Source organism: Sphingomonas sp. FW306-1B-B10E, from assembly GCF_058782005.1.
Window position 1 is genome coordinate 14,110 of record NZ_JBYSXG010000001.1, and the last position, 13,753, is coordinate 27,862.

Sequence of the window (13,753 nt, forward strand, 5' to 3'; positions counted from 1 at the left end):
GGCGGTGCGCGATTGATAGGTTTGGTGCGCTACGATCTGTCTCTCAATCGGTGCCGCAGCCACAACCCGACTTTTGCCGCGCGTCGCTCGTCTTTCACGCTGGGCGGAGCCTGTCGGGATCAGGAATGTTCGATGGTCTCCCGCGGCCTTGATTGGCTGCCGAGTGGACGCGGCGAGTTGGACTCCCGCTGCCAGGCGGACCGGGAAGAACCAGTCCAACTGCAGCTCTTCCCGCTGTCAGCGAGACGCCCTGCCTCGAATGTCTGCTTCGGGGCCGTCGCGTCGGAAAGCCGGCATTCGGCGAGCGGCCCAACACTGGTCGGCCAGTGCGCGCGAGAGCCGGAGTGGGTCCTCGATGTCGAGACCGACAGCACGGGCATTGCGGAGGGCGCCTCACTCAAGCTCTGCGATCGCTGCAAGAACTAGCAGCGCCGTCCTCGCCGGTGACGGGCCCTATTTTGCGCGGAAGCCTTGCGCCTGCTGCGCTGCCCTAAGCTTCGGGCGCCTGGGCATAGGCGGTGTGGCAGGTTCAGCTCTCTGCGTACCCGCCGCGGCTGCGCAGCGCGGCTGCGACGCGACCAGCGCCCGCCTCGCTGGCGCTTGCAACGTCGATCGGGCGTCCGCCCAGCGCTTCGTCGTCGCCGTTGAGGAACAGCAAAGCGGCTTCGCGGTCTGGGAAGGACTGGAAGGCCAGCAGGGCGATGCGCGACTGGCGCGCATGGACGTCCGGCGCCAATTTCGTCCCCGTGCCTGAGCGGAAGCGTTTGCGCCCTCGCTCCTCGGAGGTCTCGCCCACCGCGATGCGGGTGATCGCCCCCATCAGACGGCCATTACCGAGACCGGTGCGCCGAGCGCCAGCTGCAGTTCGCGGATCCGCCCGGCATAGCCGGCAACCAAGGCACGGTGCGAAGCGCGTGATGCGACGCACGGCGCCGCGCGTGCGCGCATTAGCGAAATCTGATGACGCGAGAGAAGATAGTTGAGGTCCATTTTTTGTCTCGTGCGGTGCAAGCGAGAACATGACGAACCCAGCCACCGGCGCTTACGGATCGAAAGCCGGCGATGGGATGTAGATGGGGATGGAAGGGATGTTTCACAACCGTGCTGCTGTCGGCTGGCGGGAAAGTCGCCCAAGGGCCGCATCATGGGGATAGCCTCGCTTGCAGTCATTCGGGCAGGCGGCTGATCCGAAAGCGGTCATTCGCTCGTTGGTGGTGCGGGCGAGCACATGCCCGCACCACAGCTAATTGGTCAGCGGGGCCCTGAGACTGAGTGGCAGCGACCGATCTCTACCGACCAGTAAGCGGCTCGCCCCTCGCACGCGAAGCAGCGGGTCGGAAGATACCCGCCGATCCGCTGGCCTTTGAACTACTGCTTTGCCTGCGCGGTCGAGTCCTGCGCTCGAACGGTCGCTCTGCCACGGAGGCTGCGAAATAGCACGTGTTCGCCGCTACCCCCGCCGGCTGAGATCTTCGCGAAATTGATCGAGATTAGTCAACTTTGTTGGTTTGGAAGCGTAGGCTCCATCTATCTTGGGATAGGGCGGTAATCCGTGAATTTCGACAGCGTGCTCAACCAACTTTGCCGTATCGCCGATCTCTCCGATGAAGATCGCTCGGCTCTTGCGAAAATCTCGCGGACCGAGGTGCGTGTTCCGGCTGGCAAGAACTTGGTGAAGGAGGGCACACGGCCCACGGAGTGTTGTATCCTCCTCGACGGCTTCGCGTGCCGCTACAAGATGACCGCTAATGGCGGCCGGCAGATCGTCTCTTTCCACATCAGGGGAGAAATGCTTGACCTGCAGCACCTTCTGCTCCGGCGGGCGGATCACGACGTTCAGACCATCACCGCCGCCACAATTGCATGGGTCGCTGGCCGTGATCTCATTGAACTGGCCCGAGCGCGCCCATCTCTCGGCGAGGCCCTATGGAAGAAAATCCTGATAGAGGCTTCCATCTTCCGGGAGTGGGTTCTGAACGTCGGTCGGCGGAATGCCAAGGCCCGCATCGCCCACATGCTATGTGAATTTCTGATCAGATGCGAAGCTGTCGGGCTGGGAAGCGTCGGAAGCTGTGACTTGCCCATGACCCAGGAGCAGATCGGAGACGCGACCGGACTGACTTCGGTTCATGTGAACAGGATGATGCGAGAGCTCGCGGAAGACGGCGTCATAGAACGCGTCGGTAAAAAGCTCAGGATTTCGGACTGGGCGCGCCTGAAGCAGGAAGCGGATTTCGATCCCGCATATCTACATCAGGACGCATCTTGAACCGCCCTGCGCTCCGGCCCAGCAGCCCGCCGCAGCGACAACATCAAGTGGGCCGCTTGCTTCGACTGAACGAGTTCCCGCCCTTGTGGCATGACTCGATTGGTCGCTACGCGGAGCAATCGAGTCAACGAACGAAGTGCAGCTGTTTCAGGATCTGCGTTGCTTCCTTCAGCCCGTGCCGAGCCTCCTTCAGGCCGCGCTGTAGATGGGCGGCGGCACCGTGGGCGCGCTCCATCGTATGTTTCAGTTCGCGGTGAAGCTGGCATTGCTTCACAGTCTCCGGTACCGCCTTGCGGCAGCCTTCGACGAGCTCGCTGAACCGGAAACGAAACAGCAGCGAATTCTGCTCGTCGCAAATCTCGAACGCGCAACCGTTGGGATCGATTCTACTCTCCAGCAGGTCAGCCCACATCGCGCGCGCCGCAGCAGCCGCTTCCAGATAGGCGCGTTCGCTGTCAGAAAACTCCAAGCCTTCTGTATCCGTCGATAGGGCGAAGCCATCGTGGAAATGAAAGAAGAAATGGCCCATAGGCTACCGATCTTTGGCTCGAGGCGTTTATCGCGCAGTGAACGGCGTGCTTCGCCGTGACGTTTAGCAGGAACCCCTCCTGACAAACAGGCCGTAAGTGTCACCCGGAGGATCAGCCTGCATGTCAAAAGTCAGCCAGCAAGCTGCCGGACTGGACAGAGGCATAACCCCTGTCTGCGCAATCGGTGCCTCGGCTGGCGGGATAAAGGCGCTACAGACCTTTTTTCACGAGATCGATCGCGAGCTCGGTCTGGCCTATGTCGTGATCGTGCATTTGGCGCCCGACTATCCAAGCCAGCTGGCCGAGATTCTCGGTAGTGCGACGACCATGCCCGTCTATCAGGTCACGGACGGGCCGGAGCTGACGCCGGATTGCGCCTATGTGATCCCTCCTGACCGGCAACTCGTGATCGAGGGAAATCGCGTTCGCGCCGTGCCCTTCAAGGAGCCGCGCGGGCAACGCACCCCGATCGATATGTTTTTCCGTTCGATAGCCGCTGCGCGAGGTGATGGCTTTGCCGTGGTACTGACGGGCGCCGGCTCGGATGGCGCCATAGGCGTCACCAAGGTGAAGGAAGCGGGCGGCCTCATTCTCGTGCAGGATCCGAACGAAGCGGAGTTTCCGATGATGCCGCGCAGCGCCATCGCGACGGGCGTCGCCGACTTCGTGGGGGCGATCCCGAAGCTCGCAGAGTGCATTGCCGAGACGACGAGGAGCAAGCGGGCCCTGGTGGAAACCGATAACGTCGAGGCAGAACACCTGATCTCGCGCGTCCTGACATTCCTGCGCTCCCGCACCGGGCATGATTTCACCAGCTACAAGCCGGCCACGGTTCGGCGACGCATCGGGCGGCGAATGCAGGTGACCCGCCAGCCAAGCCTCGCATCCTATGTGACCTATCTGACCGAGAATCCGGAGGAAGCGCAGGAGCTGTTCGGTGATTTGCTGATCTCGGTAACGTCCTTTTTCCGTGATCGCTCAGCCTACGCAGCGCTAGCGGATACCGTTATACCCCAGCTCTTCGACGCCTATGAGGCGCAGGATGCGATCCGGGTCTGGTCGGTTGGCTGCGCGACCGGAGAGGAGGCTTACAGCATCGCCATGCTGATGCTGGAGGAGGCAGATCGCCGACAGTCCCATCCCAAGATCCAGATCTTCGCGAGCGACCTCGACGATGGTGCGCTGGCGACAGCGCGCGAGGGCAGATATCCGCGAGCCATCGAGGCCGATCTCACAGAAGAGAGACTCCGGCGCTTCTTCGTCGAGGAAGTCGAACATTACCGGCTGCGCAAGGAGGTGCGAGACCTTGTGCTGTTCGCGCATCACAGTGCTTTGAAGGATCCTCCTTTCATGCGGCTGAATCTGATTACGTGCCGCAACCTGCTGATCTATCTCGAGCGCGATCTCCAGGCGCAGCTTCTCGCTCTGTTCCATTATGCCCTGCGTCCGGGGGGATTTCTGTTTCTCGGGTCTGCCGAGAGCGCCGACTCCCGAAGCGAGCTGTTCGCCACCCAGAACAGGGAAGCCCGCATCTATTCGACGAAGCCCCGCAGCAGACATTCCATAGAGTTGTTGAACGAGTTGCCGCGAGAGCATCGCCACGACTCGCCGATCTCACCGCGAAGGGAGCTCGGCCGGCGGGGTCGCACGCCGGGCCTCGCGCATGCGTCGACGCTGGAGCTGGTGGCACCGCCAAGTGCGCTCGTCGATGAGGAACACCGGATCCTCAATCTATCCCGGAACGCCGGCCGCTTCATCTCGCCGCCCGAGGGTCCGATGAGCGGAGAACTTCCTGACGTTGTTCGTGCCGAGTTGCGGGCCGAATTGCGGAGTGCATTGCATCGGGCCTTCGCCAACCAGGAGTCTACGATGACACTGCCCGTCAACGTTGCATTCGACGGCGAGCGGCACCGTGTCGTGATGTACGTGGCGCCAGCGCCCGACGAGCCGCACCTGGCACCCAAGGCGCTGGTTCTGTTTATGGATGGCGGCGTCGCCGGCCCGGAGGAGAATGTCGAGGTTGGCGAGGACGCGATCGGCGCTACGGAAGTCCGGCGCCTGCGCGAGGAATTGCGCAGTGCCCAGGAACGCTTGAGCGCAAGCCGCCGTGAACATGAGAGTTCCATCCAGGAGTTGCGGATCGCGAACGAAGAGCTTCAATCGGTGAACGAGGAATATCGCTCCACCGCAGAGGAATTGGAGACCAGCAAGGAGGAGCTGCAGTCGATCAACGAGGAGCTGCAGACCGTAAATACCGAACTGAAGAGCAAGCTGGACCGGATCGCCAACGCGCACAGCGATTTGCAGAACCTGGTGAACGCGACCGAGATCGGTACGCTGTTCCTAGATCCCGAGCTGCGGATCAAGATGCTTACCCCTGCGGTCGAACAGCTATTCAGTGTGACGGACTCGGATGTTGGCCGGCCGATCACCGATTTTACGCACAAACTTGAATATGACGGCGTACACGACGACGTCGAGAAGGTGCTTCGCGACCTGACGCCCTTGGAAGCTGAAGTGCGGACCAAGGACGATCGGTGGCTGATGATGCGCCTGCGGCCTTATCGTACGGTAGAAGATCGGATCGACGGCGTCGTTCTCAGCTTTGTCGAGATCAGTCAGCGGCGCGCCGCAGAGGATGCCTTGCGAGCGGCTCAGGAGGCAAACGTCTCCCGACTTGCCGACAAGGACGCCGAAGTGGCCCGGCTCACCGAGGAGTTGGAGCGGCTACGACCAAGCTCGACCTGACTCACCCTGAACATCCGGCCATTCTACGTCGCTCGTCCCTTGGCCAAACGAGAAAACCGCTATGGAAGATTTCCTGCCGGTGGTGGACAGGCAGGAAGCCACCCGTTGTATGTTGAGCCCGCGGTCAGCCGGGTTACGTCCGCTTTGGCCGAGCCTATGCCAAAAGCTGTCTGTCCGCAGCCGGCCCAGTAGCTGCCATCCCTGGCATCCAGCGCCCCGAACGGCTGAAAGTGGGCCGGTTGCCGACTGGCAGGTTTCAAACGCCCGAATGTGAATAGCCGCCGTTCGCGCGCCACCGGGCGACTGGCAGCAAACGACCAATTTATGCCGTTCCGCACTCCAGCGTGAAACCATGCAAGCCGCCGCTACTTGACGCCGCGTTTGAGCGCGGCGACCGCGGGTAGGATGATGTCTCGCAAATAGGCGGCAACGGTGCAGCCATGGGAGCTGGCATAGACGTCCGGCAGGCTATTTTTTCTGGTGAACGGTTTCGTGCCGGTTGCCTGTGCCGCCGCAATGGGATCGTTCAATTCTCCCACTCGCTGCGACGGCCCGGGGGCCGGGTGTTCGCGGTGCGCCATTTCTTGTTGCCGCGATCCCCCCTCCAGACCTGCTCACCATTTGGCTTAAACGCAACCACGCTGGCGAGGTCGGCATTGCGGTACTTGCCGCTCGAATCCCATTCCCAGTCGAAACTCACCGTCTCTCCCTTATAGACCAGCTTTCCAGACCAGGGCGCCAGAAAGGAATATGTCTCGCCCCCGATTGTGAGGACGTGCTGATGCCATGCACCGCTATTGCCGCCCCTGCTCGGCGGGCGCGACTTGTCCTTGAGATATGCCGCGTAATGTTCGACTTCTGCTTTTTCGACGCGCACGCTTGGCAACCTCTTGATCGGGATGTTCGAACTTCATGCCAGACCAGACAGACGATCCTCAAGCCGCGCTGGAAATATTTGCCGAAGCGGTTGTGGAGCTGCTTCAAGATGCAGAGCTCATTTATGCAAATCCGGGAGAGCAGGCGATCGTGGCGCGGCTGGCGCAACTTCTGCCGTCGAGATTTCCGGGCTGGTCGGTTGGAAACGAATGGAACCGCCGGGAGGATGTGGCGAAGCGCCTCCGCCACGGCGTTACCGAAGACGACCTTGTCCGCGAAGGACTGATCGTCCCCGACATCATCGTTCACCGCGTCGGCAAGCGCGAGAACCTCCTCGTCATTGAAGTGAAGAAGGCGAACAACAAGCACTATGACGGCGACATCTGGAAGCTGGAGGGCATGACCGACCAGCGCGGTGACTATGGCTATGCGGCCGGCCTGCATATCGCCCTCGACCTTCCCGCCGGTAAGGTGAGGCTCTGCGATGTATATGTGAACGGAGCACAGAATCCGGACCTTAGCGATTGGATGCGGGCGCTGCTGCCGTACGCGGCCGCGGGCGCGTGATGGACCGCGAGGAGGGACCCTCGCTTGGTCCCACGTCTCCGATCCTGAATCTCAACGGCATTCCGACACTATTTCGCGACGGCGCCAAGGGCGATTGCTTCTGGCAGGAGCCGCAGGGAAGCTGGCGACCCGTCCAAGATGACGGCCTCTACGCCGTTGAGGCGGAATGCGTCGCATTGCACAACGATTTGGCCGCCAAGATCTTCGGCGACATAAAGCGCTATCACGCCTTGCTCCACATAGCGCCGCCATTCCTCGATCAGGCGGGGCTCAACTCCGAGGCGGCTATGGGCCGCGACGCCTTCGAGGCAGCTCTGGTCAAGCTTGCCAGCTTTCCCGATCTCAATCGGCTCCTCTATCTTTATGACAGCAGGGTGCTCGTCTCGGCGATCCAGGAATGCACCAAGGAAGTGTCCCAACTCACCGGCGAATTCTATCGCATCTTCAATCTCGAACCCTTTTTCACGCCCGGCATTCCACAGGAGGACGGGACGCGCTGGAGCACATCACCGACCGTCACGATGCTATTTTCTATCCTAGGCTTCCTTTTCATCCGGCTGCACAGCCTGCTCGACTATGTTGCCAAGCTAGCGCGCGAAGTCGAACATATGCCGACGAATTTCAGCAGCTACCCGAAGCTCGCTTCGTCCAACTTCCTGTTCGGGGGTCGCAAGCGATTGAAGCTGAACAATGCCGCCGGGACGCTGTTCGAGGCGTGCGACGAGGTTGCCGAGATTGAGCTGGTCCGCAACTTGCTCATCCATGATGGCCTGCTCGACGATATGCCCAAGGCCTATGAGGTCATCGAGAACGGCCAGGCGATTGAGCGATTCGTGCTGATGCCGGATCGCAAGAATGGCCAGTTCGAAAGGTTCAGGAATCGGCACCGCTTCTATGGCCGGGAGGACAGGATCAATCTGCGACTGATGACATTGGTCAGGAACTTCCAGACCCGGCAGGTCGCTACCTTGGCGGCCGTGCGTACCCTGTTTTGACGGACGGGACCTCCAAAATTAGCAATAGGGCCAGACAGGGGGCTGAGCGTGCCGGGAAGAAATTATAGCAGCGGAACCATTAATATCACCACGCCAACGCCTGCGCCGGCTAGGCTTGGGCTGCAGGTATCCGCCCATCGTCTCGAAGATGACCTAGTCATTGAGGTGACCAGCACTGCGGCTGGCTATGACATGGAGATCGTACTGCGTGGCCGCGCTCACGCTGCTGCGGTAGCCGCGAATCTCACCGCCAACTTCCAGGCCGGACATCGCCAGCTCCTGGCACGCTACGATAGCGCCGCGGACACCATCGAAACCCATCCTACGACGCTGACGGTCGGCAGTCCCTATTTTCTCCACCGCAAATACGAGGTGCTCCAAACCATCAAGTTCGAGGGGCATGGCAATCTCGACGATGGCTTCGGAAATTTCGACATCGAAGTCCTTACAATGCCGCCGGGTTTCGTGAAGGACATCTTCGCCGGCTTCGGCGCGACCTATGATATGCGTTTCATAATCGACGAGCTTGAACGTATCGGCGGGTTCACCGAGTTGGTGCTATCGGAATATTTGCACTCGAGCGTCTCCGGCACCACGGCGCACATCGTCTACGGTACATTCGACAAATGGCGCAGGGCGATCAACCGTAGCCATTTGCGTGCGGTCCTGTTCGGTAACAGCGCCAAGCGCGACTATCTGCGCAACGCGCTCGCTACCGAACTCAGTCTGGCGGCGCAGCCGTCGCCGACTGGACTGAACCCTACCGAGCTCGCTGATTCGGTGCTTTCTGCACTGAGTCTGCCAGGACGACAGCCTCCAGTCGCTGCGGCAACCGACATCGTCAGGGCTGCCCGGCAGAACCGCTCCGGGCTGAAGGCGCGGGAAGCCGAGCTGCTCGCACTAAATCGGGAAATCGAACTGCTGACGCTGGAGGAGCTGATCGCCAGGATCGAGGAGCATATGGCGAAGAAGCACAATGAGACCTTCTGGCAGATATTCCTGTCGGACAATCCCTTCATTGTCCGTCTCGCATTCGGCCTACCGATCGCGGTCTTCGGGGAGCAAGTCGCTGTAGGCGGCGTCAAATTCAACGGCACCGGCGGTAAGATCGCGGACTATCTTCTGCGCGCAGGCGCCTATGGCAATATGGCGATCATCGAGATCAAGCGACCGGACAGCAAGCTTATGGCCGCCAAACCCTATCGCGGCGGCGTATATGCACCGGACAAGGAAATTGCCGGCGCAGTGAACCAGGTTCTCGATCAGCGCTATCAGTTGCAGATGGAGATCAACAACAAGAAGATCGCTTCCGGGCAGTTCGACATTTTCACCTACGCCCTTCAGGGGCTGGTCATCGCCGGGCGCGATATCGACGATGCGGATCAGCGGAAATCGTTCGAGCTGTTCCGCAACGGCCTCAAGGATGTGACGGTGATTACGTTCAGCGAGCTTCTGATGAAGCTGAAAGCGCTGCATGCCTTCCTGACCAAGGATTCTTCTGAGGCGCAATCGCCAGCCGTACTGGTTGGTGCTTCGCCCACGGACGACGAGCAATCGCCGTCAGCGTCGACGGAAAGTCCCTAACCCCCGTCCCTTGGACGTTCGTTGCCGGGGATGAACGAACCGCGGGTTTCGGGGACAGCGCGCACGCCGCTCAACGACCGCAATTCGGGCGCATTCGTTACCGGCGGCTTCTAGCCGCACTGCCGGTCCGATAACGGGCCGCTAGCCGTCAGTCCGCTTTTTGCCTGGCGAGCCTGATAGCTGCAATCTGCCGCTATCCGCGTTTAGGCGCCACTTGCGGGCACGGGCACCAATCGATTCATAATGGTTCAGATTATTGGAGCATTGAACCGGCACAACTCAGGCACAAGATCCTAAATCTTGCGCTTCCATCGGCTGGCCCACAGAGATTGTCGCAATGGAGCGAAGCAGCGGGTAAAAGTGTCTACCAAGGGATAAAAGCGCCTTCTTACCCGCGCGACACCATGCGTCAGCTCATCCGATGAACTAAACCCATCTCGTTGGGAAATTTACATTCATCCTCGGCTCACTTATCACATCTCTAAACAGGATCGCCGGGGGGGCGTTCCTAGGGGGCTGACTGTCAGGCGTATGTCGTTTTCGATCGAGCGAATTGCGGGCGGCTCGGGTACATTTGACCTCATCTTCATCCACGGACTCTCTGGCGACCCCAAGGGCTCGTGGACGAGCAATACCGAGGATCCCTCGGACGCCTACTGGCCACTCTGGCTCGCCAAAGATCTACCCAACGCAAATGTCTACACATTGGGCTATCCGGCAGATGTGTGGGCGAAGTGGATCGAGCAAGCCATGTCGCTCTACGAGCGCGCCAAGGCGGTGCTCGAGCAGCTAGCGGGCATGGGGCTGGGCAGTCGACCTATCGCACTGGTTTGCCATAGCTTGGGTGGCCTGCTGGCCAAGCAAATTATCCGGACCGGCAACGAGGCCGATGATTCAGATTGGTCGGCGATCGCTAGCAACACCAAGTTCGTGGCGTTCTTGGCGACTCCACACAGTGGCTCAAGCGTCGCCTCGACGCTCAAATTCCTCCTGCCTCGGACCACCTCGGCAACTATCGAGACATTGAAGGCAGGAAGTCCCCAGCTGGACGAGCTGAATGCGTCGTACAAGACGACAGCTGCGAAACGCCCGATCGAGACTGTCGTTTTCTACGAGAAGTTTGCGACCAAAGGAGCGATTATCGTCACCAAGGAAAGTGCAAACCCTGGTGTCACAGGGGTAAATCCTATCCCGGTCGATGCCGACCATATCTCGATCTGCAAGCCCGCCAACCGTAATTCACCGGTCTATCTGAGCTTAGTGCGCAAGCTCAGGAAGTTCGAAGAGACCTGCCCCTCAATCATGGATGGGCGGCCGGACGAGCCCTTCCAGTTCGACGGCACTGATTTCACTCAGAAAGCGAGCGACCGGCGGGACCTCCTCGAAAAGCTGACCGCGGCCAATCGCGAGCATGAATATGCCTTCGCCAATGAGGCGCAGAATAAGTTCGCCCAGAGCTACATCCGGCTTGGTCTGCATGCGGCGGCTAAGGAGGCTAATGACAATCTGCTCGATGAAGTTCAGCAGCGGTTCGAAATGCATGTCTACCTGCCACTGATCTGCAAGGCGGCATCCGATCCTCAGATCCAGCAGGCGATCCAGACCCAGGTGATCGATGCTGTGGTCACCAAGTTCGTCGAGCAGCGCGTCCCGGCGAGGAGGGTCGTCGAGGCTTTGTACTTTCTGACCGAGCAATGCCACATCCGCTGGGACCCACAATGAACGTTCGGCTTTGGTATCCGCACCTTGATGTCTACGACACCGTCCGGCGCATGTTGGCGTTGATCGTCGCTTGGCCCGAGCGCGACATGACTCCCGAGCGGCTTTACGTCTCGGACTTCTATCTTGCGAGCCCCGGCCTGCTCCACAAGACCAGGATGGATTCCGACACGCGCCGGGATTTCCAGGCACTCTCGATCATGCGCCCGGAAAAGGGCTTCCTGAGCTATCCATCGCCGCAAATGCTTTTCGCGAAGATGGAGCCGGTGCAGAAGGAGGCGCTGCGGACTATCGTCGGCAAGGGCTTCGTCGCGATCGAGCCCCTGCGCCAAGGTCGTATCGAGGGCGGCGACAAGCTGCCAGAGATTGCCGACACCGTGTTCGTGACCCAGGCAGAGCGTCGCGTGGTTGAGTTCCTGGTCGAGAGCTTCGCGCGCATCGGTGCCGACGCGCCCGGCGAATTGCGGCTGAGTACCGGCCTGCGGAGGCCCGGCACATGAGCTTCAGCCTGCTCGCGCTCCGGCGATTGAAAGTCCTCTCCCATGGTCGCGCGGTCTACGACGAGCGCTTCCATCTCGGCGTCAACGTCATCCGCGGCGAGAATGGCTCGGGCAAATCGACTATCGCCGACTTCATCTTCTATGTGTTCGGCGGCGAGTTCGACGACTGGAAGGACCGCGCACGCCAGTGCGACGAGATCCGCGCAGAGATCCAGACCGCGTCCGCCACCCTCACCCTCAGACGGCGGGTCGGCACGAAGCAGGAGCCGATCACCGTCTTCTATGGCCGGCTCGAGGACGCTGAGAAAAGCCCGCTCGAGGGATGGGAACGCTATCCGATCCGCCGGCAGACCGAGAAGCAACTGGGCTTCTCGCAGGTGCTCTTCCGCGCCTGCGGCATTCCCGAGGCGCCAAGCGACGAAGGGTCGAACGTCACCGCTCACCAGATAATGCGCCTGCTCTATTCCGATCAGCGTACGCCGGCCCCGCGCCTGTTCCGGTTCGAAAGGTTCGATACGCGCGACATCCGCGCTGCGGTTGGCGACTTGCTGCTCGGCGCCAACAGTTATGCGCTTTATGAAGCCCAGGTCGAGCTTCGGACAGCGACCAAGCTGCTCGAGGATCGGCAACAACGGCTCCGCTCGTTGCTGGAGGCCATCCCGAGCGACTATGGCTCGATGAACACCGGCGAGCTCGGCGCGCGGATCGCGGCGCTATCGAAGGAAGCCGACCAGCTCGTCGAGCAGATCGGCAATCTTGACGAAGACGAGCCCGAGGATGCGGAAAAGGAGTTTCAGGACCGGCGAACCGACGCGGTGAAGGAATTGCGCAGCCAGCGCACGTCGCTGCGGCGCCTCGAAGAGCAGAGCGAACGACTGGGCCTCGAAATCACCGACTTGGACGTCTTCGTCGATTATCTCGAGGAGACGATGGGCAAGGTGAGCGCCGCTTCGTCGATCGCCGACGCGCTCGGTGCGATCGACTTTGCCTATTGCCCCGCCTGCCTCGAGCCCCTGGACGGCGAGCGGGAAAGCGGACGTTGCGTCGTGTGCACCAAGCCCGTTGATCCTGAACGCGAGAGCGCGCGCTATCTGGAGATCAAGCTCGATATCAGCTTGCAGCTGCGCGAATCCCGCCAGATCCTCGAGGGCAAGGAGCTGGAGCTACAGAAAACGGGGCAGGAACTGCGTTCGGCACGCCAGGCGATGGCCAAGCGTTCCATCGCCTTCCAATCCGAGTTCGAGCTTGCTGTGTCACCGCGTGAGGCCCGCCTGGCCGGCCTCAACCAGCGCATCGGCGAGATCGGACAGCAGATCGCCTATCTGGGATCGGTGCGGGAATTGGCCGAGAAGGTGGCCAAGCTGATCGCTGAACGCGATGACGCGCAGAAATCGGTCGACGTTGTGACCGCGCGCATCGACTCGCTGCGTATGGCAAGTGGCGGACGCGTCACCCAGGCTATGGGCTTGGTCGGAACCATGACCAAGGAGCTGTTGAAGCAGGATCTGAAGCGCCAAGAGGAGTTTGCGGATCCCCGTCAAGTGACGGTCGATTTTGAGGACGATGCCATCCTTGTCGATGGCAAGCTCAATTTCGCCGAGAGCAGTAACGTCGTGTTGAAGAATGCGGTGATCCTCGCACTGCTTGGTGCAGCCGCATCTGATGAAAAATTCTATCACCCCCGATTCCTGCTTATGGACAATGTCGAGGACAAGGGGATGGAGCAGGTGCGCAGCTACAACTTCCAGAAGATGATCGTCGAACTATCCAAGCAGGTGCGCCTCACCCATCAGATTATTTTCACGACCTCAATGCCGAACCCGGCGCTGGATTTGGAACACCTCGCGATTGGGCCGCATTACACTGAGCACTATCGGACCCTGAATTTCGACGGCCGACCGTATCCGGACGACGATCCGGAGCCAGACAATCAGGCATAAGTGAACGAACGGCAGCTTCCGGCAA

General features: G+C 60.6%; 13 protein-coding genes. 8 read left to right on the forward strand and 5 right to left on the reverse strand.

The window, feature by feature from the left end; translation table 11 throughout:
* Positions 1-529: 529 nt before the first annotated feature.
* Positions 530-820 (reverse strand): hypothetical protein, encoded by a 291-nt coding sequence (locus tag AC3WJI_RS00075; RefSeq protein ID WP_492755183.1) that lies wholly within the window; start codon positions 818-820, stop codon positions 530-532.
* Complete coding sequence (locus tag AC3WJI_RS00080) at positions 820-990, reverse strand: hypothetical protein (RefSeq protein ID WP_492755184.1); 171 nt, start codon at positions 988-990, stop codon at positions 820-822. The genes AC3WJI_RS00075 and AC3WJI_RS00080 overlap by 1 nt, the downstream gene beginning before the upstream one ends.
* 562 nt (positions 991-1,552) lie before the next feature.
* Here AC3WJI_RS00080 and AC3WJI_RS00085 point away from each other — a divergent pair.
* Positions 1,553-2,269 carry a Crp/Fnr family transcriptional regulator gene (locus AC3WJI_RS00085; protein ID WP_492755185.1) on the forward strand — a complete coding sequence of 239 codons (717 nt, stop codon included), beginning with the start codon at positions 1,553-1,555 and terminating at the stop codon, positions 2,267-2,269.
* Between the two features lie 124 nt (positions 2,270-2,393).
* Here the strand turns inward: AC3WJI_RS00085 and AC3WJI_RS00090 are convergent, their stop codons facing one another.
* Positions 2,394-2,798 (reverse strand): DUF6894 family protein, encoded by a 405-nt coding sequence (locus tag AC3WJI_RS00090; RefSeq protein WP_492755186.1) that lies wholly within the window; start codon positions 2,796-2,798, stop codon positions 2,394-2,396.
* 121 nt (positions 2,799-2,919) lie between these two features.
* Between AC3WJI_RS00090 and AC3WJI_RS00095 the strand changes: the two genes are divergently transcribed.
* A complete protein-coding gene (locus AC3WJI_RS00095) occupies positions 2,920-5,547 on the forward strand; it encodes a chemotaxis protein CheB (RefSeq protein ID WP_492755187.1) in 2,628 nt (875 codons plus the stop codon).
* 365 nt (positions 5,548-5,912) lie between these two features.
* Here the strand turns inward: AC3WJI_RS00095 and AC3WJI_RS00100 are convergent, their stop codons facing one another.
* Both AC3WJI_RS00100 and AC3WJI_RS00105 read right to left on the reverse strand, forming a co-directional pair.
* Positions 5,913-6,077: a hypothetical protein gene (locus AC3WJI_RS00100; protein WP_492755188.1), complete on the reverse strand. Its 165-nt coding sequence runs from the start codon at positions 6,075-6,077 to the stop codon at positions 5,913-5,915.
* Positions 6,074-6,424, reverse strand: a complete 351-nt coding sequence (locus AC3WJI_RS00105; RefSeq protein WP_492755189.1) for a hypothetical protein — start codon at positions 6,422-6,424, stop codon at positions 6,074-6,076. Before AC3WJI_RS00105 ends, AC3WJI_RS00100 begins: the two co-directional genes overlap by 4 nt.
* A gap of 35 nt (positions 6,425-6,459) precedes the next feature.
* Between AC3WJI_RS00105 and AC3WJI_RS00110 the strand changes: the two genes are divergently transcribed.
* The 6 genes from AC3WJI_RS00110 to AC3WJI_RS00135 all read left to right on the forward strand — a co-directional run bounded on the left by AC3WJI_RS00110 (position 6,460) and on the right by AC3WJI_RS00135 (position 13,728).
* Positions 6,460-6,990, forward strand: coding sequence for a hypothetical protein (locus tag AC3WJI_RS00110; protein WP_492755190.1), 531 nt, complete (start codon positions 6,460-6,462; stop codon positions 6,988-6,990).
* Positions 6,987-7,985, forward strand: coding sequence for a hypothetical protein (locus AC3WJI_RS00115; protein ID WP_492755191.1), 999 nt, complete (start codon positions 6,987-6,989; stop codon positions 7,983-7,985). Before AC3WJI_RS00110 ends, AC3WJI_RS00115 begins: the two co-directional genes overlap by 4 nt.
* 192 nt (positions 7,986-8,177) lie before the next feature.
* Entirely contained in the window at positions 8,178-9,569 is a 1,392-nt protein-coding gene (locus AC3WJI_RS00120) for a Shedu immune nuclease family protein (RefSeq protein WP_492755192.1), read from the forward strand.
* A gap of 531 nt (positions 9,570-10,100) precedes the next feature.
* On the forward strand, positions 10,101-11,291 hold the full coding sequence (locus AC3WJI_RS00125; protein WP_492755193.1) for an ABC-three component system protein: 1,191 nt from the start codon (positions 10,101-10,103) through the stop codon (positions 11,289-11,291).
* A complete protein-coding gene (locus AC3WJI_RS00130) occupies positions 11,264-11,788 on the forward strand; it encodes an ABC-three component system middle component 5 (protein ID WP_492755194.1) in 525 nt (174 codons plus the stop codon). The genes AC3WJI_RS00125 and AC3WJI_RS00130 overlap by 28 nt, the downstream gene beginning before the upstream one ends.
* Complete coding sequence (locus AC3WJI_RS00135; RefSeq protein ID WP_492755195.1) at positions 11,785-13,728, forward strand: AAA family ATPase; 1,944 nt, start codon at positions 11,785-11,787, stop codon at positions 13,726-13,728. The genes AC3WJI_RS00130 and AC3WJI_RS00135 overlap by 4 nt, the downstream gene beginning before the upstream one ends.
* The last annotated feature ends 25 nt before the right edge of the window (positions 13,729-13,753 follow it).

Coding starts and splice junctions, on each gene's coding strand:
- AC3WJI_RS00130 (WP_492755194.1), top strand. CDS start 11,264: ATGCCACATCCGCTGGGACCCACAATGAACGTTCGGCTTTGGTATCCG.
- AC3WJI_RS00095 (WP_492755187.1), top strand. CDS start 2,920: ATGTCAAAAGTCAGCCAGCAAGCTGCCGGACTGGACAGAGGCATAACC.
- AC3WJI_RS00080 (WP_492755184.1), bottom strand. CDS start 990: ATGGACCTCAACTATCTTCTCTCGCGTCATCAGATTTCGCTAATGCGC.
- AC3WJI_RS00125 (WP_492755193.1), top strand. CDS start 10,101: ATGTCGTTTTCGATCGAGCGAATTGCGGGCGGCTCGGGTACATTTGAC.
- AC3WJI_RS00120 (WP_492755192.1), top strand. CDS start 8,178: ATGGAGATCGTACTGCGTGGCCGCGCTCACGCTGCTGCGGTAGCCGCG.
- AC3WJI_RS00135 (WP_492755195.1), top strand. CDS start 11,785: ATGAGCTTCAGCCTGCTCGCGCTCCGGCGATTGAAAGTCCTCTCCCAT.
- AC3WJI_RS00110 (WP_492755190.1), top strand. CDS start 6,460: ATGCCAGACCAGACAGACGATCCTCAAGCCGCGCTGGAAATATTTGCC.
- AC3WJI_RS00075 (WP_492755183.1), bottom strand. CDS start 820: ATGGGGGCGATCACCCGCATCGCGGTGGGCGAGACCTCCGAGGAGCGA.
- AC3WJI_RS00090 (WP_492755186.1), bottom strand. CDS start 2,798: ATGGGCCATTTCTTCTTTCATTTCCACGATGGCTTCGCCCTATCGACG.